Source organism: Methylobacterium sp. NPDC097929 (assembly GCF_049543375.1).
In the GTDB taxonomy this organism is placed as follows: domain Bacteria; phylum Pseudomonadota; class Alphaproteobacteria; order Rhizobiales; family Beijerinckiaceae; genus Methylobacterium.
Map to the genome: position 1 here is coordinate 131,405 of NZ_JBMVEP010000001.1, position 22,645 is coordinate 154,049.

The following is a 22,645-nucleotide window of genomic DNA, read 5'->3' on the forward strand; positions in this document are numbered from 1 at the left end:
CGGCGTCGCGCAACGGCCGGAGACAGGGGATTCTCGCATGACGGCAGCGGTTCTCGGCGTGATCGGCGGCTCGGGCGTCTACGACCTGCCCGGCCTGGAGGATGTCCGCGAGGAGGCGATCACCTCTCCCTGGGGCGAGCCTTCGGACGCGCTGCGCATCGGCCGCATCGGCGAGACCAAGGTGGTGTTCCTGGCCCGCCACGGCCGCGGCCACCGGCTCTCGCCCACCGGCATCAACTACCGTGCCAACATCGACGCGCTGAAGCGCGCGGGCGTGACCGACATCATCTCGCTCTCCGCCTGCGGCTCGTTCCGCAACGAGCTGCATCCCGGCCTGTTCGTGCTCGTCGATCAGTTCGTGGATCGCACCTTCGGGCGCGCCACCTCCTTCTTCGGGAATGGCTGCGTCGCCCACGTGCCCTTCGCCCACCCGGTGGGACCGGTGCTCCAGAAGCGCATCGCCTCCGCGGCCGAGGCCGAGGGCATCGCGGTGCACCGGGGCGGCACCTATGTCTGCATGGAGGGGCCGCAATTCTCGACCCTCTCCGAATCGAAGCACTACAAGGCCTCGAACTTCGACGTGATCGGCATGACCAACCTGCCGGAGGCCAAGCTCGCTCGGGAGGCCGAGATCACCTACGCGACCATTGCCATGGTGACCGACTACGATTGCTGGCACCCGAGCCACGACAGCGTGGACGTGGCCTCGGTCGTCGCCGTGGCCCGCGCCAATGCCGGCAAGGCGGCGCAACTCGTCGCCCGCGTCGCCCGCGACTTCCCGGCCGAGCGCGAGGATTGCCCGGCGGGCTCGCACCGGGCGCTCGACGGCGCGATCATGACCGCGCCGGCCCATCGCGACCCGGACCTCGTCGCCAAGCTCGACGCGGTGGCCGGGCGGGTGCTCGGGGGCTGATCGCAGGGGAGCCTCGTCCGAGACTTCAGCCGAAGCGAGCCTGGGCTCTTCCCCTTCGGAATGGTCGCGCCGCCGGACGGTTTTGCTGCCCTCGCAGGGACGGCGAGCGGTAAAAAACTCAGCGCGCGCAGCCGTTGACGCGCTCCTGGCGCTGGATTTCGACGATGTCGGCGCGCTGGCGGGCCGAGAGCGGCACGTCGGCAAGTTCATCGTACCGGCAGCCCGCATTGCCGAAGGCGCGGATCGCGCGCTCGGTACGGAAGCAGTAGCCCGCATCCTTGTAGATCGCGTTGCGCTCGCCCCACAGCGCGTCGCAGGGGAAGGCCGCGAGCGCGGGCGTGGCGGCGGCTGACAGCAGGATCGTGGCGGCGAGAAAGCGCATGGAACGGGCTCCGGTCCGCCGGAGCACGGGCGCCTCAGGCGGCTTTGAGGGTGAGCGAGCGGCTGGGCTCGCGGCCGAAACCGCGGATCTCCATCCGGTCGCCCGCGATCTCCAGCACGGCAAAGGCCGAGGTGTCGGCCGTGTCTACCATGCCGTGGAAGTTGACGTAGTGGATGCCGTCGGCCTGCGCGTAGTTTCCCGCGTGATTGTGGCCGTTGAAGTAGGCGACGACGTGCGGCTGCCGGGCGAGCAGCCCGGAGATCCGGCCCGCATCCCAGAGATTGTGCGGGTTCTCGGGCGCGACCGGATAGTGGCAGAGCACGATGACCCGCTCGCCCGCCGCGCGGGCCGCCGCCAGAACGCCCTCCAGCCACGTCACCTGCGCCTCGCCGAGCGATCCGTTCCAGCCCTGCGCCTGGGCCAGCCCCGCTGCCCTCGCCTCGGCCAGCCGCGTCTCGGCCAGCGCCCGGCGCGGATCGCCCGGCGGGGGGGCGAACAGCGAGACGTCGTTGCCGTCGAGGACGACGAAGCGCAGGCCAACTGCCGCGAAATCGTAGTGGGCGCGCTCCATCCCGAGCCATCCCGGCACGCGGCCGAGATGGTCGGGCCCGACCTCGAAATCGTGGTTGCCGAGCACGAAGCGGGTCTCGTGGCGCAGGGTGCGGTAGATCGGCAGGATGCGCTCGAAGCTCGCCGCGTCGCGGTCGATGACGTCGCCGAGCGTCACGACGAAGCGCAGATCCTCGCCGTTCAGGGTCGCCACGGCGGCGCGCATCTTGTCGAGGCTGTTGGCGTAGTAGCGGCCGAGCTTCAGGTTGGGCGCGGCATCCGCATATTGCGGATCGGCGATCACGCCGAAGCGCAGCACACCGTCCGCCGCGCGGGTCGGCCCGGCGAGGAGAGCGGCGCTGCCGGCGAGGACGGAACGGCGGGACAGCATGGCGGCGGCCTCGAACGGATGCGACGGGGCAGGCTGGCGCGCCCCAATGACCGCCGGATGACGCCCGCCGGGGCGATGCGCGGCCGGCGGGAGGGATCGGTCCGCAAAACCCTTCCCCCGCCGGGCAAAACCACACTACAAGGCAGGCCCGGCCGGCAGGCCGCTCCAGGGTTTCGAGTCTAAGGACGCGATGCGCAACGCCAGCATCAGCCGCCGCACGGCGGAGACCGACGTCTCCGTGTCGATCGATCTCGACGGCACCGGCAAGGCCGCGATCGCGACCGGCGTCGGCTTCCTCGACCACATGCTGGAGCTGTTCGCCCGGCACGGGCTGTTCGATGTCGAGATCAAGTGCGCGGGCGACCTGCACGTCGATCAGCACCACACCACCGAGGATATCGGCATCGCGTTGGGGCAGGCGGCGGCGAAGGCGCTCGGCGACAAGCGCGGCATCGCCCGCTACGCCGATATCCACATGCCGATGGACGAGACGCTGAGCCGTCTGGCGATCGACATTTCCGGCCGGCCGTTCCTCGTCTTCCGCACGAGCTTCCGCGTCGAGAAGATCGGCCAGTTCGACACCGAGCTGGTGCGCGAGTTCTTCCAGGCCTTCGCGATGAATGCCGGCATTACGCTGCACGTCGAGACGCTCTACGGCGACAACGCCCACCACATCGCCGAGAGCCTGTTCAAGGGGCTGGCCCGCGCCTTGCGCAAGGCCGTGGCCATCGATCCGCGGGAGGAGGGCCGCGTGCCCTCCACCAAGGGATCGCTCTAGGAGCCGGGAGACGAGGATGCGGACCTACACGCTGCACGTTCCCGAGGGCTCCGTCCGGGGTGACGCCTCCGCGCTGGAGCGGGCGGAACTCGTGCGGGACGGTTTCTCCTGGAGCGCCTTCGCCTTCACCGTGCTGTGGTTCCTGCGCCACCGGCTCTGGCTCGCCGCGCTGATCGTTCTCCTGGGCCTCGTCGGGCTCGCGCTGGCGGGCCGGGCCCTCGGCCTGTCGCCCTTTGCGGCGTTCCTCGTCACCGGGCTCGCGAGCCTGCTGATCGGGCTGGAGGCGTCGAGCCTGCGCCGCTGGACCTACGGCCGCCGGGGCCGGCCCGCCCGCGACGCGGTGATCGCCGGCTCCCAGGAGGAGGCGGAGATGAAGGCCGTCGCCCGCTGGCTCGATGCGGAGGCGCCTGCCCGCCTCGCGGCCCAGCCCCAGGCCGGCGCCCGCCCCGTCGTCCGCCGCGACGAGGACGCGCCCTTCGGTTTCTTCCCGGCAAGCGAGGGTGGACGGTGAGCGAGCAGACCGTCGCGATCATCGATTACGGATCGGGCAACCTCCATTCGGCGACCAAGGCCTTCGAGCGCGCCGCCCGCGAGGCCGGGCTCGACGGCACGCGCATCGTCGTCACCGACCGGCCCGAGATCGTGGCCGGGGCCGACCGCGTGGTGCTGCCCGGCGTCGGCGCCTACGCCGATTGCCGGCGCGGCCTCGATTCGGTGCCCGGCATGGTCGAGGCGATGACGAAAGCCGTGCGGGAGCAGGGCAAGCCCTTCCTCGGCATCTGCGTCGGCATGCAACTCATGGCGAGCCGCGGCCTCGAATACGAGGAGACGCCGGGCCTCGGCTGGATCGCCGGCGACGTCGCCCCGATCGAGCCCGCTGATCCGCAGCTGAAGATCCCGCATATGGGCTGGAACACGCTGCATCTCGACCGCGAGCACGCCCTGCTCGCCGGGATCGAGACGGGCGAGGGCGGGCTGCACGCCTATTTCGTCCACAGCTTCGCGCTGAAGGCCGCCGAGCCGGCCGAGGTCGTGGCCCATGCCGAGTATGGCGGCCCGGTCACGGCGCTCGTCGCGCGCGACAACATGGCCGGCACCCAGTTCCACCCCGAGAAGAGCCAGCGCCTGGGCCTCGCTCTCCTCGGCAACTTCCTGCGCTGGCGTCCCTGAGGGCGCGTCAGATCCGATACCCCGATTCCGGCGAGTCAAACGCGTGATCCTGTATCCGGCCATCGACCTCAAGGAAGGACGCTGCGTCCGCCTCGTTCAGGGCGACATGGCCCAGGCCAAGGTCTTCAACGACGATCCCGCCGCCCAGGCCGAAGCCTTCGAGATGCAGGGCTTCTCCTGGCTGCACGTGGTCGATCTCGACGGCGCCTTCGCCGGCGCGCCGCGCAACGCGGCGGCGGTCGACGCGATCCTGGCGCGGATCAAGCTCCCGGTGCAGCTCGGCGGGGGCGTGCGTGAGATGCGCACCCTGGAGGGCTGGCTGGAGAAGGGCGTGAGCCGGGTCATCATCGGCACCGCCGCCGTGCGCGATCCCGCCTTCGTGCACGAGGCGGCCCGCCGCCATCCCGGCCGCATCGCCGTCGGCATCGACGCCAAGGACGGGCGCGTGGCCGTCGAGGGCTGGGCCCAGACCTCCAGCATGACGGCGGAAGAACTCGGGCGCCGCTTCGAGGATGCGGGCGTGGCCGCCATCATCTACACCGACATCGCCCGCGACGGCATCCTCAAGGGCCTCAACATCGAGATGACCCTGGCGCTCGCCTCGGCCGTCAACATCCCGGTCATCGCCTCGGGCGGCCTCGCCTCGATGGCCGACGTGGAGCGCCTGCTGGAGCCGGATTGCGCGGTGCTGGCCGGCGCCATCACCGGCCGCGCCCTCTACGACGGCCGCATCGACCCGAAGGAGGCGCTGGCCGCCATCGCCCGCTCCAAAGGGACGGCGACTTCGTGATAGGATGCGGGCAGGAGGCTCGCATGAGTGCTGTGAAGGCTGCCGCCGTTCAGACCCGGCCCGGCACCGCCTACGAGGACGACTTCTACACCTGGACGCAGGAGCAGGGCGCGCGCCTGCGGGCCGGTGACCTCTCGGCCCTCGACCTCGCGAACCTGGCGGAGGAGATCGAGAGCTTGGGACGCAGCGAGTTCAACAGCCTCGTCAGCGCGTGGCGCGTGATCCTCCTACACATGCTCAAGTTCGATCATCAGCCGGACAAGAAGACCCGAAGCTGGGCTATTTCGATCGCGGCACAACGGAACGAGGCAGAGTTCATCCTCAAGGACAATCCGGGCCTGAAGGGCCGCTTGGATGAGGCGTTGGAACGCGCCTATCACGGCGCCCGTCTCGGTGCGTCGAAGGAGACGCGCCTTCCCTTGAAGCGCTTTCCCGAGACCTGTCCCTACTCTCCGGAAGAAATCCGGTCGCGACCCTTCCCCGTCGATCCCGACGATCCGACCGCCTGAAAGACGTCTCCGTGCTCAAGACCCGCATCATCCCCTGCCTCGACGTGAAGGACGGGCGCGTCGTGAAGGGCGTGCAGTTCCTCGAACTGCGCGATGCCGGCGATCCGGTCGAATCGGCCAAGGTCTACGACGCCGCCGGGGCTGACGAACTCTGCTTCCTCGACATCACCGCGAGCCACGAGGCCCGCGGCACCCTGCTCGACGTGGTGAGCCGCACGGCGGAGGCCTGCTTCATGCCGCTCACCGTCGGCGGCGGGGTGCGCACCGTGGCCGACGTGCGCACGCTCCTGCTCGCGGGCGCCGACAAGGTCGGCATCAACACGGCCGCCGTGAAGAACCCCGACTTCGTGGCCGAGGCGGCGGAGAAGTTCGGCGACCAGTGCATCGTCGTGGCCATCGACGCCAAGCGAGTCTCCGGTCCGGACGAGGCCGCGCGCTGGGAGATCTTCACCCATGGCGGGCGGACCCCCACCGGCATCGACGCGGTCGAGTTCGCCCGCACCGTGTCCGAGCGGGGGGCCGGCGAACTCCTCGTGACCTCCATGGACAAGGACGGCACCCGCTCCGGCTACGATCTTGCGCTGACCCGCACCATCGCCGACGCGGTGCGGGTGCCGGTGATCGCCTCGGGCGGCGTCGGCGGGCTCGACGACCTCGTGGCGGGCGTGCGCGACGGCGGCGCCAGCGCGGTGCTCGCCGCCTCGATCTTCCACTTCGGCCAGCACACGGTCGGTGAGGCCAAGGCCCACATGGCCGCGGCAGGCCTTGCGATGCGGCTCGATCCGTAACGGGTAACCGCTACGGCGGTGCCCGCGCCCCTTGACCGGGGCGCCCGCCCTGCGCAGGGTCCGGCGAGCCGGTATCCGATCATGCGATGCCGCATGGTACGGTTTCCGCTTGCGCGCCTGATGACGAAGTTCAGCCTCGACGACCTCGCCGCCCTGGTGGACAGCCGGGCCGGCACGCCTCCCGAGACCTCCTATACCGCCAAGCTCCTCTCCGAGGGGCCGGCCAAGGCCGCCAAGAAGCTCGGCGAGGAGGCGGTCGAGGCCGCCATCGCCGCGGTGCAGGGCGACCGGAAGGCGCTCGTCTCGGAGGCGGCCGACGTGCTCTATCACCTCGTGGTGACGCTCAAGACCGTCGGCGTGCCGCTGAGCGAGGTCATGGCCGAGTTGGATCGGCGCACGGCGCAGAGCGGCATCGCCGAGAAGGCGGCGCGGAGGCATACATGATCGGCGCCCCGATCCCGTCGGCCGGGATCGAACCGGAAGAGCGCCAGAATCCGGTGACCGGCCAGGGGCCGGGCCGCCTCTCGCCCTACCGGATCTTCGCCCGCGAGGAGTGGGCGCAGCTGCGCGCCGACACGCCGCTGACCCTGACCGCCGAAGACATCGGCCGGCTGCAATCCCTCAACGACCCGATCTCCATCGAGGAGGTCGTGGCGATCTACCTGCCGCTCTCGCGCCTGCTCTCGCTCTACGTCGCGGCGACGCAGGGACTGTTCAAGGCGACCCAGCGCTTCCTGCTCGCCGAGCACGACGCCAAGGTGCCCTACATCATCGGGCTCGCCGGCTCCGTGGCCGTCGGCAAGTCGACCACGGCCCGGGTGCTCAAGGCGCTGCTGGCCCGCTGGCCCAACACCCCGAAGGTCGATCTGATCACGACCGACGGCTTCCTTCACCCCAACGCCGAATTGCAGCGGATGGGGGCGATGGAGCGCAAGGGCTTTCCGGAGAGCTACGACAGCGCGGCGCTGCTGCGCTTCCTCGCCGACATCAAGGCCGGCCACAAGCGCGTCGCGGCGCCGGTCTATTCCCACCTCGTCTACGACGTGGTGCCCGGCGAGGAGCAGGTGATCGAATCCCCCGACATCCTGATCGTCGAGGGTTTGAACGTCCTCCAGCCCGCGCGGCTGCCGCGGGACGGCACCGCGATTCCCTTCGTCTCCGACTTCTTCGACTTCTCGATCTACCTCGACGGGCACGAGGACGACCTGCACCGCTGGTACGTCAACCGCTTCCTGCGCCTGCGCCAGACCGCCTTCCGCGACCCGCTCTCCTACTTCCGCAAATACGCCGAGGTGACCGAGACCGAGGCGCTGGAGATCGCCGACCGGCTCTGGACCACGATCAACCTGCCGAACCTGCGCGACAACATCCTGCCAACGCGCCAGCGAGCGAGCCTGATCCTGGCCAAGGGGCCGAGCCACCGCATCGAGAGCGTTGCGCTGCGGCGGTTGTGAGGCTCGAAGGGGTCGGCAGCTTCATCCGCTCGATCGCCCCGCGCCCGACCCTGCAAGGGCCTTCGTGACGCCCGCTTCAGACGGTTCGTGATTGGGGTGACTCGCTCACTGGCGGCTTCGAATGAGAGTGCGTTCCAAAGCAGATGCCGCGCTTGTGCCGGATCGGATGGTGAGAGGCATGATTCTTCCTCGATGGATCACCGCACCTCGGAGTCGAAGAGATCATGTAACTGGAATATTTTTCAGTCTTGTCTGGTCTGTCGCGATCCTGATCATCTTTGGCCATATCTTCGGCTGGAGCAGCGTAATGTATGGTGCGATGGCCTTCGTGCTGAGTGCTTTGGTTTTGCTCACGCGCATCGTTCCATGGCTGTGCACTCGAAGAGATGCCTGACGGTAGTTGCCGGTTCTGATGCGTGATTCGGCGAGCACGAGAATTGTGCGAGAAAGTACCTGATTGGACAGGAGCTGAGCATTCGCCATTGAGGGCTGCTTCGCAGACCGCTTCCTGCCTATCGTTGCCATCCGGACGCATCGATCCGCGCCCGTCTCGAACTTCCCCGATCGTTCCTCCGATCTCGGTCGTCCGTGGAAAACACCGGGGATAACCGCCCAAACGGCTCAGCTTGCCCGGAAATTGCCCCGGCTTGCCCTGGGGATGACACAACCTCGGCCGTGATTGCGCCACATCCGGCGGCGTAACTGTTGCCCATACGCCGCTGGCGCCATCACGAAGAGTGAGCGACGACAACGATGCAGGGCCGTACGATCGGATCGCAACGGACCACCCGGGACCCCCGCAAGGGCGGGCGCCCCGCCTCGAACGCCGACGTCATCACCCTCTCCGCCCGCACGGGGCGCGACCACGGCAGCCGCACCGCGCTGCTGCGGTCCATCCTCTCGATGACCCTGCTCGCCGGCGGCCTGAGCGCGGTCCTGCTCAATGCGGGCACCGATCTCGGCCGGGCCGAGGCCTCGACCAAGGCGGCGAGCGACCTCTCGATGCCCAAGCCCCGGCTCCAGTCGCTCGCGCCGGAGGCCCCGGTCCCGTCGGTGCTGGCAGCCTCCTCCAGCTTCCGCGCGGTGGATGGGCTCGACAGCGAACTCGGCACCAACAGCGTCGATCGCGTCTCCTACGACTTCCTGCTCTCGCAGACCTCCAGCGGCGATCCGAACGACATCCTCGAATTCGGTCCGATGAAGATCCGCCGCCACCTCGTGCAGACCATCGTCAAGGCGGCGCAGGCGGTCGAGACCGATCCGGTCCTGCTCATGGCGGTCGCCGACAAGGAATCGAGCTTCATCACCGCCGTGCAGGCCAAGACCTCCTCGGCCACCGGCCTGTATCAGTTCATCGAGCGCACCTGGCTCGGGGTGATCCGCGATTTCGGACCCAAATACGGGTACGACAAGGACGCCGCCCTGATCGTGCCGGACGGCAACGACCGCCCGAGCGTCCAGGATCAGGCGGAACGCGCCCGCATCCTCGACATGCGCCGCGATCCCTATCTCTCGGCCGTCATGGCTGGCGAGATGCTCAAGCGCGACGCCGCCCGCATCGCCCTCAAGATCGGCCGCGAATTGTCGCTCGGCGAAGTCTATCTCGCCCACTTCCTCGGCCCCGACGACGCCGAGAACTTCCTGTCGAAGGTCGTGGACCAGCCGACTTCGGCCGCCGCCACGCTCCTGCCCGGCCCGGCGCGGGCCAACCGCTCGATCTTCTTCGGCGGGACCACCGGCCGCGGCCGTCACCGCAAGCCGGCCAGCCTCTCCGTCGCCCAGGTCCACCAGAAGTTCGAGGCGATGATGAGCGCCCGGGGCGACCGCTACCGCGACGTGCGCAGCGTCGCCGGGCTGATCGCCGTTGCCAACGCCGAGACCGCCCAGTGAGCTGAGAGGAAGCTGCGGCCCCCCGCCGCGCGGCAGGGGGCGCGACGGCGAAAATCCTCCCTCGTTGCAACTGAGCGGCCCCGGTCCGCTTTGATGTCCTGTACCGCGTCGTCCCTCGCCCCACGGATGGGCGTCGGTCACCGGAGCGGTTGCGCGATGGCATCCGCGGCAGGCTTTGGGAGAGGATCGTTTCGCTTTGAACGGCTCGTTTCGAGATCGGACGTATCGCGGCCGGGCCGGTGATTCTCTGTCGCCGGGCATGCAGCTCGACCAGATCGGCGAGGCGCTCGCCTCCTGCTACGACAACCTCGTCGCCGAGGGCATTCCCGATCACCTCGCCGCCCTGGTGCGGCGGGTGGACCGCTCGCATCCCCCGGAGCCCGAGAAGGATCCTCGCCCGGAGCCGCGCGTCGCCCTGGTCGTCGAGGACGACGTGGCGACCCGCGATCTGGCCGAGAGCGTGCTGGAAGAGACCGAGCTGCGAGTGGTCGGCTGCGACAGCGCCGAGCAGGCCCTGAGCTTCCTTCAGGACAAGGGCGGGGATGTCGCCCTCGTCTTCGCCGATATCCGTCTCGCGGGCGCCATGGACGGGCTTCAACTCGCCCGCGCCATCGCCACCCTGTGGCCGCGCACCCGCCTCGTCGTGACCTCGGGCGTGGAGCCCGAGCCCGGGGTGACACTGCCCGATGGAGCGGTGTTCATCCCCAAGCCCTGGCGCGCGCTCGACGTGCTGTTGGAGGCCGAGCGGGCCGCCCGCGACCCCTCGCCCCCGGTGAGCTGACCGCAGGGTCCGCGTTCACCGCGGTTCACGCCGCAACCGCCTCGCGGCGTCTGCGGGGCAGGAAGAACAGACCCGCGCCGATCAGGCCGACCACGCCGGCACTCAAACCCGCATAGACGAGTTCGCGGTCGGTCTGCTCCTGATGGGCGGTGTCATCCAGAACGATGACGTTCTCATCACCCTTCGGCGATCCGGCTTCGCCTACCATGTACTTGATGGGAAGGCTGGCGACGGCCAGCCGATCGTCGACGATGAGCTGCGCGGCGAGGGCATGCGAGATGGAGACGCCCTCCGCCTTGTGCCGGAGGCCACCGCCATCCGCCCAGCTGAGGTCGAGCTTGTAGCTGGTTCCGCCGCGGCGCCGCTTGACCCGCGTCGCGCTGTCGATGGATGCCTCGGTCTGAACCCCCATCGCCATCACGTCCCGCCGACGATTAGCGTCTTGCCAGCAGGCCAGCGCCACGATGGGTCCGCCGACAGCGCACAGGACCATGATCCACTTCAGTTTGCCGAGGATCCATCCCACCATACCTTCGACCTCTTCCAAGTTTCGAGGTGGCAAGGCTAGGATGATGCTGTCGAGAAATCAAATCTGCTGACGTGCGAGCTGATGTCGGCCAGGGGTTTTTCGATAAAACTCAATGCTTTGATTGGTTTGTCTTGAGAGCCACTCTCGGCCTCTTCCCGCTTGGGCTCCTTGGCTCACGCGCCGCCTCCGTTCCCCTGGAGGGCGCGACCGACCGGCTCAGCCGGCTGCTCGCGTCACGTCGCTCAAGTCACGCTGCCCACGTCGCGCCTCGCGGCCGTCCCAGGGAGTAACCGTGGCCGTATGGCCAAGCTCATGTGAGCGGGCGCACGGCCGAGTCGTGGAAAATCCGTAAACAGCCGGGAACCGACGAAGCACAGTCACGCTTGTAATAGCAAAGATTACTGCACAGGTAGGCCTCTCGATGAAGACCCTGGCATCTGTTGTCGCCGGCGTTGTCGGCGTGTGTGTTCTCGCAGCCGGCACGGCTCATGCCGCGCCCTACGATCCGTTCGGCTCGGACGGTGACGATTACTACGAGGAGCAGTCCTCGCGCGGCGGCTGGCCCGTCTACGACCCCTACGCCAACCAGCGCGGTACGAGCGCCCAGGGGTACGGTCAGGCCGAGGCCGCGCAGGCCCAGGTCGCGCAGATCCCGCGCGAGATCGTTTCCTACACCGGTCGCTACGCGCCCGGCACGATCGTGGTGTCCACCGCCGAGCGGCGCCTCTACTACGTGCTTCCCGGCGGGCAGGCGGTCCGTTACGGCGTCGGCGTCGGGCGTCCGGGTTTCACCTGGAGCGGCGTGAACAAGATCACCGCCAAGCGCGAGTGGCCGAGCTGGACCCCTCCGGCCGCGATGCTTGCCCGCCGCCCCGACCTGCCGCGCTACATGGCCGGCGGCATCGAGAACCCGCTGGGTGCACGCGCCATGTATATCGGCCGCTCCGAGTACCGCATTCACGGCTCCAACGAGCCGGATACGATCGGGCAGGCGGTGTCTTCGGGCTGCATCCGCATGACCAACGAGGATGTGACCGACCTCTATTCGCGGGTGAAGGTCGGTGCCACGGTCGTCGTGAACTAACGCCTCGCGCACTCACTCGAGTCTTCGGGAGAGGGATCGCGCCGGACGCACCGGCACGGTCCCTTCCTGCGTTCGGGGCTCCGGCGTCAGGGGGCGACGCGGCCGACGGCCGTGCGCGGTCCGTTCAGGAACGAGACCGGCATGTCGCAGAAGCAGCGGGCGCCCAGCGGACGCGGGCCCGGCAGCGGGCAGGAGAAGGGCTGCAACCCGCTGATGCCGGATTGCACGGCATCGCAGTTGAGGCCCATGGCGCGGCGCGGCGGCGGGCCGCCCCAGTCGCGGTCGCGGTAGACGCGGGCGCGCGGCGGAGGGGCATCGTAGCCGTCGTCGTAATATTGGGCCTGTGCGGGCGCGAGGCTCCCAGCCGCGAGGGCGAGCAGGGCCGCGAAGCCGAGGATACGGGCGGGGCGCATGGAATCGGGATCTCCGCTGGGCCGGCGCGTGGCGGAGCCGGCAGAGCGTGAGCCTTGCGGCCCCCGGGCGGCGGAAAAAGGGCGAAGGTGCCGTCGAACGAAAACGGCCCGCGCCGGAGGGAGCGGGCCGTCGGACTCGGGTGCGGACCGGGGCCTGCGCCCCGATCGCCGTGGGGAAGGCGTCAGGAGGTCGCCTTCTGCGCGTCGTTGGCGTTCTCGCGGGCGGTCTCGACGCCCTGCTCGTAGGCCTGACGGGCCTCGGCCGCACCCTGCTGCATCGCGCTCTTGGCGTTCTCGGCGCTCTGCTGGAACGCGTTCTGGGCCAGTCCGCCGAACTCCTTGGCCTGGGCCTGGATCGCAGCGAACTGCGCGCGGACGAACTCCGCCTGATGCTGCATGGCCTCCTGCACATCGCGGGCGCGGACGAGCTTCTGAGCGAGGTCGAACGCCGCGTTGACGTTCTGCTCGGCGTACTCGAAGCCGCGCGAGGAGATGCTGGTGGCGTTGGAACGCGCCAGATCCGTCGAGCCCTGCACCGTCTCGGCGGTCCGGCGGGCGGCGCCGATGAACGAATCGAACGCCTTGCGGGCCTGGTCGACGCTCTTCTCGGCGAAGTCGCGCATCTCGGCCGGAACTTCGTAATTCGGGGTGTTGCTCATACCTGTCTCCTCAGAGTTGCATCGTGCGCTCTTTGTGCGGCGCACAATGTGCGGTGCAAAATAGCGCAGGGGTGGCACTTTCGCCAGCCCCGCAGGGCCGATTAAGGTTACCAGTTGATAAACGTGTGTCGGCAGGCTTCAGTGTCCACGTCCGGCGCCGGTTAAGTTACACAGGGCGCCGTGATATTGCCCCAAGCGACCGTCGATAGGGCCATGAAGGGGCTTATGACCAGGGTTCGGATGTCGGACCGCGCAGGACAGGCAGGTTCGCCCCAGGGCGATCCGGCCCTCGCCGACGCCCTCGCGCGGTGGCGGGAGGAACCGTCGACGGCTCATCTCGTGCGCGAAGGCGCGTCGCTTCTCGTCTTCGATGCGGGCGCGGAGGCGATTCTGCACGCGGCCGGCTCGGCACTCGCCCTACGTGCCGGCATCGCCGATCCGGAGGGCGCGGTGCTCCCGTCGCTGCGCCTGGGCGAGCAGATCCGCCGCGCCGGCTCCCTGGAGGGTCGGCCGCGTCTCGTGCGGCTGCGTCTCGATCCTCGCGGGGTCGCTTCCCCCGTCGTCGGCCTCGCCCTCCGGGTCGAGATCGAGCCGGGCCGCCCGGCGATCCTGCTCGCGCCCATCGGCGCGCTGCCGACGCTCCGGCCGGCCGATGTCGCGAAGGCTTCTCCCACGACCGTCGTGACGCCCGAGGACGCGAGACCGGTCGAGGCGGACAAGTCGGCGGGATCAGCCAATTTCGTCGATCCGCGGCCCGCGGAGCCGCCCGCTCCCGCAGAGACGGCCGAAGTGCCCGCGCGCTTCGTCTGGCGCAGCGACGCCGAGGGCGTGCTGACCCATCTCTCCCCGACGCATCCGGACCTCGCCGAAGTGCTGACCGGCCGCGACTGGCAGGGGCTGGCGGCCGACGGCGTGATCGAGGGGGCGGCCTTCACCGGCGCGCTGAGCGAGCGCCGGACCTTCCGGGCGCTGCCGCTCGTGGTCCGGGGCCGCCTGTTCGAGCACGCGCTCGAAATGTCCGGTGCCCCGGCAGGCCGCCCGACCCAGGATTTCTCAGGCCTCGGCGGCTTCGCGATCCTGGGCGAGCGGCATCCGCGCCCGGTCGATGCCGATGACAGGATCGGGGAGGCGCTTCGGCAAAAGGGAAGTCAGCAAGCGGGCAGTCAGCAAGAGGGCGATCCGCACGAGGCCGATTGGGAGGAGCCTGGGGACACGGCCGAGAGGACGGATCGGGCGGCGGACGAGAACGGGCCGGGCGAGATCCCGGCGGACGACGGGGAAGCCGGTCTTTCGGTCAACGAGCACGCCGCCTTCCGCGAGGTCGCCCGTCTTCTCGGCCTGCGCTTCGCCGCCGACGAGGCCGCCGTGGAGGAGGGGCCCGCCCCGCCCCGCGCCGATCTCCCGTCGGGCGGCTCGGTGACGCCGTTTCCCACGCCGCCGGGCCGCCTCGCCGAGGCCGAGGGCCGCGCGCGCTCGGCGCTGGCCGAGCTTCTCGAAAGCCTGCCGTTGGGCGTGCTGGTCTACCGCGACGGCGAGGCGCTGTTCGCGAGCCGGGCGTTCCTCGACCTGACGGGCTACGCCGACCTGCCGGCCCTGCGGCGGGCGGGGCTCGACCATCTGTTCCGCGGCCTCCCGCCGTCCGAGCGCCGATATGCCGGCGCGACGCCCTTCGCCGGGGCCGAGGGCAGCACCGTGGCGCTGCTCGTCGATCACGCGCATCTCGTCTGGGAGGGGGCCGCGGCCGAGATCTGCCTCGTGCGAGCCCTGCCCGCGGCGGCGACCGGCGAGGCACCGCTCGTCCCGCCCAACGCCGCCCGGCTCCGGGCGGAGAAGGTGCTGGACAGCCTGGAGGAGGGCGTCGTCACCCTGGACGGGGAGGGCCGCGTCGTCGGCCTGAACCCGAGCGCGGCCGAACTCGTGCACGCGCATCCGCGTGAAATCGTCGGCGGTCGCTTCGCCGACCTGTTCTCGCCCGACAGCCTGCCGGCCCTGGAGGCAGCGGTGACGGATTCGCGCGACTCCGGCGCCAGCGAACTTCACGCCGTCACCGCCCGCACCGGCGCCGCCGCCCTGCGCCTGCGCATCGCCCGGCTCCTCGGCGAGGATGCGCCGGGCTACTGCGCCAGCCTGCGGGAGATCCGGGACGAGATTCCGGCTGTCCGGGCGATCGAGCCGGCACGGAGGGAGGAGGCCGAGGCGGCCGCGATCTGGAAGGCCAATGCCCTCGCCCGGGTCAGCCGCGAGATCCGGCCCTCGCTCAACGCCATCCTCAGCCTCACCGACATGATGCTCTCCGACCGCTTCGACCGGGCGGATGCCGAGCGGCTGGAGGCTTATCTGCGCGAGGTGCGCCTGTCCGGCGGTCGGATCGGCGGGTTGATCGACGACCTGCGCGACCTTGCCGAGATCCAGGCCGGCCGCAGCCACCTGACCTTCGCCGATCTCGCCCTCAACGATCTCGTCGCCTCCTGCATCGCCGCGCGGCAGGCCCAGGCGGCCCGCGACCGCATCGTCCTGCGCACCAGCCTCGCCCCGGACCTGCCGCTGCTGCGGGCCGACGAGCGCTCGATCCGGCAGGCGACGCTGACGGTGCTCGGCAACGCGATCCAGGCGAGCGAGGCCGGCGGGCAGGTCATCGTCTCGACCACCCTGGCCGAGCGCGGCGAGGTCGCCCTGCGGGTGCGCGACACGGGGGCGGGAATGAGCGAGGACGAGATGCTGAGCGCCCTCGAACCGTTCCGGGCCGATGCCGGGCCGGCGGAGGGCGAGGAGAAGGGGTTCGGTCTGCCGTTGACCAAAGCCCTGGTGGAGGCCAATCGCGGGCGCTTCCGGATCAGCAGCCGCAAGGCCGAGGGCACCCTCGTCGAGATGATGTTTCCAGCCGCCTGACGCGCAGCGGCCGGTCTCGCCTCCGGCCCCGGAACGACCCTGTCCGGGCGGGATCAACCCCGCGCCCTCGCGGGTTTTCCCAGGGAACGACCAGTCCAGGCGCCGGCTCTTCGATGCGCGATTTAATTTTGTGCAATTCTGTTGCCCAAAACCGCGAGCTTCGACTTTTTGGCGCTTGCCGGGTCTGTTCATCTGCGCTTAAGAGTTTGGATAAGCCCCGGCTGCGCGGACCTTCGCGATACGATCGGGAACCGTCAGGGAAGAAACGACATGAGCGAGAAGGTCATCGACGTTCAAGACGCGTGGCGTGAGCACGCCCTGATCGACGACGCCAAGTACAAGGAAATGTACGCTGCTTCCGTCTCCGATCCGGAGGCGTTCTGGGCTGAGCACGGCAAGCGGATCGACTGGTCGACACCTTTCAGCAAAGTCAAGAATACCAGCTTCGCGCCCGACAACGTTTCGATCAAGTGGTTCGAGGACGGCAAGACCAACGTCGCGCTCAACTGCATCGACCGCCACCTCGAGAGCCGCGGCGACCAGACCGCGATCATCTGGGAAGGCGACGATCCCAACGACTCAAAGCACATCACTTACCGGCAGCTGCACGCCGAAGTGTGCCGGATGGCCAACGTCCTGCGCAACCGCGGCGTCGGCAAGGGTGACCGCGTCACGCTCTACCTGCCGATGATCCCCGAGGCCGCCTATGCCATGCTGGCCTGCGCGCGGCTCGGCGCCATCCACGCCATCGTCTTCGGCGGCTTCTCCCCCGACTCCCTCGCCAGCCGCATCAAGGGCTGCGGCTCGAAGCTCGTCATCACCGCCGACGAGGGTCTGCGCGGCGGTCGCAAGGTGCCGCTCAAGGCCAATGTGGACGAGGCGATCAAGCGCCTGGACGCGGATTTCGTGGACCACGTCATCGTGGTCAAGCGGACCGGCGGCACCGTGGCGATGGAGCCCGGCCGCGATGTCTACTACCACGAGGCCGCCGAGCAGGTGACCGACGAGTGCCCGGCCGAGGCGGTCGAGGCCGAGCATCCGCTCTTCATCCTCTACACCTCGGGCTCGACCGGCCAGCCGAAGGGCGTGGTGCACACCACCGGCGGCTATCTCGTCTACGCCGCGATGACCCACGAATACGTCTTCGATTACCACCAGGGCGACGTCTACTGGTGCACCGCGGATGTGGGCTGGGTGACGGGCCACAGCTACATCGTCTACGGGCCGCTCGCGAACGGTGCGACCACGCTGATGTTCGAGGGCATCCCGACCTATCCGTCGAACTCCCGCTTCTGGGAAGTGATCGACAAGCATAACGTCAACATCTTCTACACCGCGCCGACCGCGATCCGCTCGCTCATGGGCGGCGGCGAGGGGCCGGTGAAGAAGACCTCCCGCAAATCCCTGCGGGTGCTCGGCTCGGTCGGCGAGCCGATCAACCCGGAGGCCTGGGACTGGTACTACCGCGTGGTCGGCGACTCGCGCTGCTCCGTCGTCGACACGTGGTGGCAGACCGAGACCGGCGGCATCCTCATCACTCCGCTGCCCGGCGCCACGCGGCTCAAGCCCGGATCGGCCACCCGGCCCTTCTTCGGCGTGCAGCCGGTGATGGTCGATGCCGAGGGCAAGGAGCTGGAGGGGCCGTGCGAGGGCAACCTCTGCATCAAGGACAGCTGGCCCGGCCAGATGCGCACGGTCTACGGCGACCACGAGCGCTTCGAGCAGACCTACTTCTCGACCTACAAGAACCTCTACTTCACCGGTGACGGCGCGCGCCGCGACGCCGACGGCTACTACTGGATCACGGGCCGCGTGGACGACGTCATCAACGTCTCCGGCCACCGGATGGGCACGGCGGAGGTCGAGTCCTCGCTGGTGGCGCATCCGAAGGTCTCGGAGGCCGCGGTGGTGGGCTACCCCCACAACGTGAAGGGCCAGGGCATCTACGCCTACGTCACCCTCAACGAGGGCGAGGACGGCTCGGACGAGCTGCGCAAGGAGCTGGTCACCTGGGTCCGCAAGGATATCGGCCCGATCGCCTCGCCCGACCTGATCCAGTTCGCCCCCGGCCTGCCCAAGACCCGCTCGGGCAAGATCATGCGCCGCATCCTGCGCAAGATCGCCGAGGACGATTTCGGTTCGCTCGGCGACACCTCGACGCTCGCCGAACCCGCGGTCGTCGACGATCTGATCGAGAATCGCCAGAACCGCTCGGCCTGAACCACGCGACCCGGCCGCAACGGCGCGGTGGGACGCGGCAGGCGGCACATGTCACGACGCGGCGCGTTTCCCGTGCCGCGTCGGCACCCGGCGCTCGCCCTGCATCCAAGCACGAAGCCGGCGAAAGAAAGCGAGAGGCGGCAGTGGCTTAGCGTCTCTGCCGTTGCAATCGGCCTTTCGTGGGTTCACACCGTGCGACCCTGGCACCGGGGCACTGCTCCCGGTTCCCGACCGGGCTCCGCAACGAAGCGGAACAACGACGCCCGCGTCGCGATCACCCTCAAGACGAACAAGCCGCGGACCCTGCCGACGTGTGGGGTTGATCGGGCGGGAGGAAATTCATGAGCGTCACACAGACGGCCGGCCCGTCCGCGACCGCGGATGCCCGCACACATCACGGGGACGGAGCCCTCGACATGCCCGAGCCCGATCACCGGCTCGACCGCATCGCCGAACATCCGATCTTCAAGACCCTGGTCCACGACCGCACCCGCTTCGGCTGGATCCTGACGGGCCTGATGCTGTTCGTCTACTTCGGCTTCATCGGCCTCATCGCCTTCGACAAGACGCTCTTGGCCACCAAGGTCGGCGGCACGGCCTCGCTCGGCTTCTACATGGGCATGTTCGTGATCGTCTTCGCCTTCGTGCTGACGGGCATCTACGTCGCCCGCGCCAACACCCGCTACGACCGGCTCTCGGCCGAACTCATCCGGAGCCTCGCCAAATGAGCCGCCTCGTCCCATTCCTCGGCGCCGTTCTTCTCGGCGCGACCCCGGCGCTCGCCGCCGGGCCCGATCTGGGCGCGGTGCAGCAGCAGGCCACGAACTGGCCCGCCATCTTCATGTTCCTGTTCTTCGTGCTGTTCACCCTCGGCATCACCTACCGGGCGGCGAAGGGCTCGAAGTCGGCCGCCGACTTCTACGCCGCGGGCGGCGGCATCTCGGCGCGCACCAACTCCCTGGCGATCGCCGGCGACTACATGTCGGCGGCCTCGTTCCTCGGCATTTCGGGGCTCGTCTACTCGTCCGGCTTCGACGGGCTGATCTACTCGACGGGCTTCCTCGTCGGCTGGCCGATCGTGCTGTTCCTGATCGCCGAGCGCCTGCGCAATCTGGGCAAGTTCACCTTCGCCGACGTGGCGAGCTTCCGCCTGGACCAGACCTCGATCCGCATCATCTCGGCCACCGGCACGCTGGTCGTGGTGGCCTTCTACCTGATCGCCCAGATGGTCGGCGCGGGCAAGCTGATCCAACTCCTGTTCGGCCTGCCCTACCTCTACGCCGTGGTGATCGTCGGCGCGCTGATGATCGTCTACGTCGCCTTTGGGGGCATGAAGGCAACGACCTGGGTGCAGGTCATCAAGGCCTGCCTGCTGCTCGGGGGCGCCACCTTCATGGCCGGCGCCGTGCTCTACAAGTACGGCTTCAGCCCGGAGAAGCTGTTCGCGACGGCTACGCAGACCCATCCGAACGGCGACGCCATCATGGCGCCGGGCGGCCTCGTCTCGAACCCGATCGACTCGATCTCGCTCGGCGTCGGCCTGATGTTCGGCACCGCCGGCCTGCCCCACATCCTGATGCGCTTCTTCACGGTGTCGGACGCCCAGGCCGCCCGCAAGTCGGTGTTCTACGCCACCGGCCTGATCGGCTACTTCTACATCCTGACCTTCATCATCGGCTTCGGCGGCATCGCCCTGCTGATGTCGGACCCGAGCTACTTCAAGCTCGGCGCGGACGGCACGACCTACGACAAGATCAAGGACATGGTCGGCGGCACCAACATGGTGGCCGTGAACCTCGCCAACGCCGTCGGCGGGCCGTACTTCCTCGGCTTCATCTCGGCGGTCGCCTTCGCGACCATCCTCGCGGTGGTGGCGGGCCTGACGCTGGCCGGCGCCTCGGCGATCAGCCACGATCTCTACGCCCAGGTCTTCGCCCGCGGCCGCACGACCGAGAAGGCGGAGGTCAATCTCTCCAAGGCCTCCGCCGTCGGCATCGGCATCGTGGCGATCTATCTCGGCTACGTCTTCGAGAACCAGAACGTCGCCTTCATGGTCGGCCTCGCCTTCTCGGTGGCGGCGAGCTGCAACTTCCCGGTCCTGGCCATGTCGATCCTGTGGCGCGGCACCACGACCTGGGGCGCCCTCCTCGGCGGCCTCGTCGGCCTCGTCGCGGCGGTCGTCATGGTCGTCCTGTCGGATGCGGTCTGGGTGAAGACCTTCGGGCACCCGAAGGCGCTGTTTCCCTACGCCAACCCGGCCCTGTTCTCGATGCCGCTCGCCTTCGTGACGATCTGGGTGGTCTCGACGCTGGACCGGACGCGCCGGGGGAACCGCGAACGGGCCGCCTTCGACGCGCAGTACGTGCGCTCGGAGACCGGCATCGGAGCCTCGAGCGCCCACGCGCACTGAGCGTCAACGCAGACCCGAAGATCAGGGGCGCGGCCGAGGAGGCCGCGCCCTCTTTGCATCGTGGGAACTTCATCCGCCACAGCCGCGCAAATTCTGTCGACTACGCAGCCTGCAGCGCGATTTACCTATTGGGCGCTTTCAAGGCATGCGGTAACACGATCGTGCACATGCGCCGAGCGCATGAAGCGGGAGAATTCGGATGACCGGACACCCGCTCGGAGCGTGATCTGGAGGAGCGACGACAATGGCTGGGGCAACCGCAGTACCGCGGTCCGAGGACGCAGTCAGGCCGATGACTGCGGGTGAGAAGAAGGTCATCATGGCCTCTTCGCTCGGGACTGTTTTCGAGTGGTACGATTTCTATCTCTACGGCTCGCTCGCCGCGATCATCGGCGCGCAGTTCTTTTCCGCCTACCCGGAGGCGACGCGCAACATCTTCGCGCTGCTAGCCTTCGCCGCGGGCTTCCTGGTGCGCCCCTTCGGCGCCCTGGTCTTCGGCCGACTGGGTGACATGGTCGGGCGTAAGTACACCTTCCTCGTCACCATCCTGATCATGGGCATCTCGACCTTCTGCGTCGGCCTGCTGCCCTCCTACTCGACGCTCGCCGCCTACAATGTCGGCTGGATCGCGCCGGTCACGCTGCTGGCCCTGCGCATGCTTCAGGGCCTCGCGCTCGGCGGCGAGTATGGCGGCGCGGCGGTCTACGTGGCCGAGCACGCGCCCCCCGGACGGCGCGGCTTCTACACCGCCTTCATCCAGACGACGGCGACGCTGGGCCTGCTGCTCTCGCTGATCATCATCCTCTCGACGCAGGGCTACGTGAACAGCGCCTTCCCGGCCACCACGGTGACCAACGCGGACGGCACCACGACCACGCTGACGGCCTTCCAGGTCTGGGGCTGGCGCATCCCGTTCCTCGTCTCGGTCGTCCTGCTCGGCATCTCGGTCTGGATTCGCCTGCAGATGCAGGAGAGCCCGGCCTTCCAGAAGATGAAGGCGGAGGGCACCCAATCCAAGGCGCCGCTCTCGGAGGCGTTCGGCCAGTGGAAGAACGCGAAGTGGGCCCTGCTCGCCCTGCTCGGCCTCACCGCCGGCCAAGCGGTGGTCTGGTACACCGGCCAGTTCTACGCGCTGTTCTTCCTGCAGAGCATCCTGAAGGTCGATCAGTTCACGGCCAACATCATGATCGCGTGGTCGCTGATCCTCGCCACCGGCGGCTTCCTGTTCTTCGGCGGCCTCTCGGACCGGATCGGCCGCAAGCCGATCATCCTCGGCGGCTGCCTCATCGCGGCGCTCACCTACTTCCCGCTGTTCAACCTGCTGACCGCCCAGGCCAACCCGGCCCTTCACGCGGCCCAGGCGAGCGTGCCGGTGGTGGTGAAGACGAACAAGGACGAGTGCTCGTTCCAGTTCAATCCGGTCGGCACCGCCAAGTTCACCAAGGAGTGCGACATCGCCAAGGCGCTGCTCGCCCGCTCGGCCGTGAACTACAGCACCGAGAACCAGCCGGCCGGCACCCCGACCGTGGTCAGCGTCAACGGCCGCGACTTCCCCGTCGCCGACCCGAACTTCGCCAAGGCGGTGCCGGCGGCCCTGACCGAGGCGGGCTACCCCTCCGCGACGGCCAACCCCACGGTGATCAAGGCCTCGAACCCGGTCGACATCTTCACCGGCCAGAAGCTCGCGGTGGTCGGCATCCTGACGATCCTCGTCCTCTACGTGACGATGGTCTACGGCCCGATCGCCGCCGCGCTGGTGGAGCTGTTCCCGACCCGGATTCGCTACACCTCGATGTCGCTGCCCTACCATATCGGCAACGGCTGGTTCGGCGGCCTCCTGCCCGCCACCGCCTTCGCCATGGTGGCCCAGACCGGCGACATCTATTTCGGCCTCTGGTACCCGATCGTGATCGCGCTCTTCACCTTCGTGATCGGCCTGATCTTCATCCCCGAGACCAAGGACCGGGATATCCTGGCCTGACCTCGGATCGGATCCGCTCATACGGAAAAGGCCCCGCCGCGAGGCGGGGCCTTCTTCGTTTCGCA

Annotated in this window: 22 protein-coding genes; 17 read left to right on the top strand and 5 right to left on the bottom strand. The window is 68.8% G+C overall.

The window, feature by feature from the left end:
- Positions 1-37: 37 nt before the first annotated feature.
- Entirely contained in the window at positions 38-913 is an 876-nt protein-coding gene (locus ACPCJR_RS00575; RefSeq protein ID WP_391511183.1) for an S-methyl-5'-thioadenosine phosphorylase, read from the top strand.
- Positions 914-1,031: 118 nt separating this feature from the next.
- Here the strand turns inward: ACPCJR_RS00575 and ACPCJR_RS00580 are convergent, their stop codons facing one another.
- Positions 1,032-1,295, bottom strand: coding sequence for a YARHG domain-containing protein (locus tag ACPCJR_RS00580; RefSeq protein ID WP_391511182.1), 264 nt, complete (start codon positions 1,293-1,295; stop codon positions 1,032-1,034).
- A 34-nt stretch (positions 1,296-1,329) separates the two neighbouring features.
- Positions 1,330-2,235 carry a metallophosphoesterase gene (locus ACPCJR_RS00585; RefSeq protein ID WP_391511181.1) on the bottom strand — a complete coding sequence of 302 codons (906 nt, stop codon included), beginning with the start codon at positions 2,233-2,235 and terminating at the stop codon, positions 1,330-1,332.
- A 190-nt stretch (positions 2,236-2,425) separates the two neighbouring features.
- On the opposite strand from ACPCJR_RS00585, the gene hisB reads away from it, so the two are divergent.
- From hisB to ACPCJR_RS00635, 10 genes are all read left to right on the top strand, one after another.
- Positions 2,426-3,013: an imidazoleglycerol-phosphate dehydratase HisB gene (gene hisB / locus ACPCJR_RS00590; protein WP_391511180.1), complete on the top strand. Its 588-nt coding sequence runs from the start codon at positions 2,426-2,428 to the stop codon at positions 3,011-3,013.
- Positions 3,014-3,029: 16 nt separating this feature from the next.
- The gene (locus ACPCJR_RS00595; RefSeq protein ID WP_391511179.1) at positions 3,030-3,524 is read left to right on the top strand and encodes a DUF2628 domain-containing protein; all 495 of its coding nucleotides are present in this window, start codon (positions 3,030-3,032) and stop codon (positions 3,522-3,524) included.
- Positions 3,521-4,183, top strand: a complete 663-nt coding sequence (gene hisH / locus ACPCJR_RS00600) for an imidazole glycerol phosphate synthase subunit HisH (RefSeq protein WP_391511178.1) — start codon at positions 3,521-3,523, stop codon at positions 4,181-4,183. Before ACPCJR_RS00595 ends, hisH begins: the two co-directional genes overlap by 4 nt.
- A 43-nt stretch (positions 4,184-4,226) precedes the next feature.
- Positions 4,227-4,973, top strand: a complete 747-nt coding sequence (gene hisA, locus ACPCJR_RS00605; protein ID WP_391511177.1) for a 1-(5-phosphoribosyl)-5-[(5-phosphoribosylamino)methylideneamino]imidazole-4-carboxamide isomerase — start codon at positions 4,227-4,229, stop codon at positions 4,971-4,973.
- 23 nt (positions 4,974-4,996) lie between these two features.
- Entirely contained in the window at positions 4,997-5,482 is a 486-nt protein-coding gene (locus ACPCJR_RS00610) for a DUF29 domain-containing protein (RefSeq protein ID WP_391511176.1), read from the top strand.
- Between the two features lie 11 nt (positions 5,483-5,493).
- The gene (hisF, locus tag ACPCJR_RS00615) at positions 5,494-6,270 is read left to right on the top strand and encodes an imidazole glycerol phosphate synthase subunit HisF (protein ID WP_391511175.1); all 777 of its coding nucleotides are present in this window, start codon (positions 5,494-5,496) and stop codon (positions 6,268-6,270) included.
- Positions 6,271-6,390: 120 nt separating this feature from the next.
- Entirely contained in the window at positions 6,391-6,714 is a 324-nt protein-coding gene (locus ACPCJR_RS00620) for a phosphoribosyl-ATP diphosphatase (protein WP_391511226.1), read from the top strand.
- Positions 6,711-7,724, top strand: coding sequence for a type I pantothenate kinase (gene coaA, locus ACPCJR_RS00625; RefSeq protein ID WP_391511174.1), 1,014 nt, complete (start codon positions 6,711-6,713; stop codon positions 7,722-7,724). The genes ACPCJR_RS00620 and coaA overlap by 4 nt, the downstream gene beginning before the upstream one ends.
- A 753-nt stretch (positions 7,725-8,477) precedes the next feature.
- On the top strand, positions 8,478-9,614 hold the full coding sequence (locus tag ACPCJR_RS00630; RefSeq protein WP_391511173.1) for a transglycosylase SLT domain-containing protein: 1,137 nt from the start codon (positions 8,478-8,480) through the stop codon (positions 9,612-9,614).
- 259 nt (positions 9,615-9,873) lie between these two features.
- Complete coding sequence (locus ACPCJR_RS00635) at positions 9,874-10,395, top strand: response regulator (protein ID WP_391511172.1); 522 nt, start codon at positions 9,874-9,876, stop codon at positions 10,393-10,395.
- Positions 10,396-10,420: 25 nt separating this feature from the next.
- On the opposite strand, the gene ACPCJR_RS00640 is transcribed toward ACPCJR_RS00635, so the two are convergent.
- On the bottom strand, positions 10,421-10,942 hold the full coding sequence (locus ACPCJR_RS00640; RefSeq protein ID WP_391511171.1) for a hypothetical protein: 522 nt from the start codon (positions 10,940-10,942) through the stop codon (positions 10,421-10,423).
- 403 nt (positions 10,943-11,345) lie between these two features.
- Between ACPCJR_RS00640 and ACPCJR_RS00645 the strand changes: the two genes are divergently transcribed.
- Positions 11,346-12,008: a L,D-transpeptidase gene (locus ACPCJR_RS00645; protein ID WP_391511170.1), complete on the top strand. Its 663-nt coding sequence runs from the start codon at positions 11,346-11,348 to the stop codon at positions 12,006-12,008.
- A gap of 86 nt (positions 12,009-12,094) precedes the next feature.
- Here ACPCJR_RS00645 and ACPCJR_RS00650 read toward each other — a convergent pair whose 3' ends face one another.
- Both ACPCJR_RS00650 and ACPCJR_RS00655 read right to left on the bottom strand, forming a co-directional pair.
- Positions 12,095-12,421 carry a hypothetical protein gene (locus ACPCJR_RS00650; RefSeq protein WP_391511169.1) on the bottom strand — a complete coding sequence of 109 codons (327 nt, stop codon included), beginning with the start codon at positions 12,419-12,421 and terminating at the stop codon, positions 12,095-12,097.
- Between the two features lie 182 nt (positions 12,422-12,603).
- The gene (locus ACPCJR_RS00655; protein ID WP_391511168.1) at positions 12,604-13,080 is read right to left on the bottom strand and encodes a phasin; all 477 of its coding nucleotides are present in this window, start codon (positions 13,078-13,080) and stop codon (positions 12,604-12,606) included.
- 240 nt (positions 13,081-13,320) lie between these two features.
- Here ACPCJR_RS00655 and ACPCJR_RS00660 point away from each other — a divergent pair, with 240 nt between their 5' ends.
- The 5 genes from ACPCJR_RS00660 to ACPCJR_RS00680 all read left to right on the top strand — a co-directional run bounded on the left by ACPCJR_RS00660 (position 13,321) and on the right by ACPCJR_RS00680 (position 22,580).
- Positions 13,321-15,969: an ATP-binding protein gene (locus ACPCJR_RS00660; RefSeq protein ID WP_391511167.1), complete on the top strand. Its 2,649-nt coding sequence runs from the start codon at positions 13,321-13,323 to the stop codon at positions 15,967-15,969.
- Between the two features lie 270 nt (positions 15,970-16,239).
- Complete coding sequence (acs, locus tag ACPCJR_RS00665) at positions 16,240-18,189, top strand: acetate--CoA ligase (protein WP_391511166.1); 1,950 nt, start codon at positions 16,240-16,242, stop codon at positions 18,187-18,189.
- 341 nt (positions 18,190-18,530) lie between these two features.
- A complete protein-coding gene (locus ACPCJR_RS00670) occupies positions 18,531-18,917 on the top strand; it encodes a DUF485 domain-containing protein (RefSeq protein ID WP_391511165.1) in 387 nt (128 codons plus the stop codon).
- Entirely contained in the window at positions 18,914-20,599 is a 1,686-nt protein-coding gene (locus tag ACPCJR_RS00675; RefSeq protein WP_391511164.1) for a cation acetate symporter, read from the top strand. The genes ACPCJR_RS00670 and ACPCJR_RS00675 overlap by 4 nt, the downstream gene beginning before the upstream one ends.
- A gap of 244 nt (positions 20,600-20,843) precedes the next feature.
- Entirely contained in the window at positions 20,844-22,580 is a 1,737-nt protein-coding gene (locus ACPCJR_RS00680; RefSeq protein ID WP_391511163.1) for an MFS transporter, read from the top strand.
- The last annotated feature ends 65 nt before the right edge of the window (positions 22,581-22,645 follow it).

Excerpts from the sequence above, each read along its gene's own strand:
- ACPCJR_RS00645 (WP_391511170.1), top strand. The coding sequence starts at position 11,346 with ATGAAGACCCTGGCATCTGTTGTCGCCGGCGTTGTCGGCGTGTGTGTT.
- ACPCJR_RS00650 (WP_391511169.1), bottom strand. The coding sequence starts at position 12,421 with ATGCGCCCCGCCCGTATCCTCGGCTTCGCGGCCCTGCTCGCCCTCGCG.
- ACPCJR_RS00660 (WP_391511167.1), top strand. The coding sequence starts at position 13,321 with ATGTCGGACCGCGCAGGACAGGCAGGTTCGCCCCAGGGCGATCCGGCC.
- ACPCJR_RS00680 (WP_391511163.1), top strand. The coding sequence starts at position 20,844 with ATGGCTGGGGCAACCGCAGTACCGCGGTCCGAGGACGCAGTCAGGCCG.
- ACPCJR_RS00675 (WP_391511164.1), top strand. The coding sequence starts at position 18,914 with ATGAGCCGCCTCGTCCCATTCCTCGGCGCCGTTCTTCTCGGCGCGACC.
- acs (WP_391511166.1), top strand. The coding sequence starts at position 16,240 with ATGAGCGAGAAGGTCATCGACGTTCAAGACGCGTGGCGTGAGCACGCC.
- ACPCJR_RS00585 (WP_391511181.1), bottom strand. The coding sequence starts at position 2,235 with ATGCTGTCCCGCCGTTCCGTCCTCGCCGGCAGCGCCGCTCTCCTCGCC.
- ACPCJR_RS00620 (WP_391511226.1), top strand. The coding sequence starts at position 6,391 with ATGACGAAGTTCAGCCTCGACGACCTCGCCGCCCTGGTGGACAGCCGG.
- ACPCJR_RS00670 (WP_391511165.1), top strand. The coding sequence starts at position 18,531 with ATGAGCGTCACACAGACGGCCGGCCCGTCCGCGACCGCGGATGCCCGC.
- hisB (WP_391511180.1), top strand. The coding sequence starts at position 2,426 with ATGCGCAACGCCAGCATCAGCCGCCGCACGGCGGAGACCGACGTCTCC.
- ACPCJR_RS00610 (WP_391511176.1), top strand. The coding sequence starts at position 4,997 with ATGAGTGCTGTGAAGGCTGCCGCCGTTCAGACCCGGCCCGGCACCGCC.
- ACPCJR_RS00630 (WP_391511173.1), top strand. The coding sequence starts at position 8,478 with ATGCAGGGCCGTACGATCGGATCGCAACGGACCACCCGGGACCCCCGC.
- coaA (WP_391511174.1), top strand. The coding sequence starts at position 6,711 with ATGATCGGCGCCCCGATCCCGTCGGCCGGGATCGAACCGGAAGAGCGC.
- ACPCJR_RS00655 (WP_391511168.1), bottom strand. The coding sequence starts at position 13,080 with ATGAGCAACACCCCGAATTACGAAGTTCCGGCCGAGATGCGCGACTTC.
- ACPCJR_RS00595 (WP_391511179.1), top strand. The coding sequence starts at position 3,030 with ATGCGGACCTACACGCTGCACGTTCCCGAGGGCTCCGTCCGGGGTGAC.
- ACPCJR_RS00575 (WP_391511183.1), top strand. The coding sequence starts at position 38 with ATGACGGCAGCGGTTCTCGGCGTGATCGGCGGCTCGGGCGTCTACGAC.
- ACPCJR_RS00580 (WP_391511182.1), bottom strand. The coding sequence starts at position 1,295 with ATGCGCTTTCTCGCCGCCACGATCCTGCTGTCAGCCGCCGCCACGCCC.
- ACPCJR_RS00635 (WP_391511172.1), top strand. The coding sequence starts at position 9,874 with ATGCAGCTCGACCAGATCGGCGAGGCGCTCGCCTCCTGCTACGACAAC.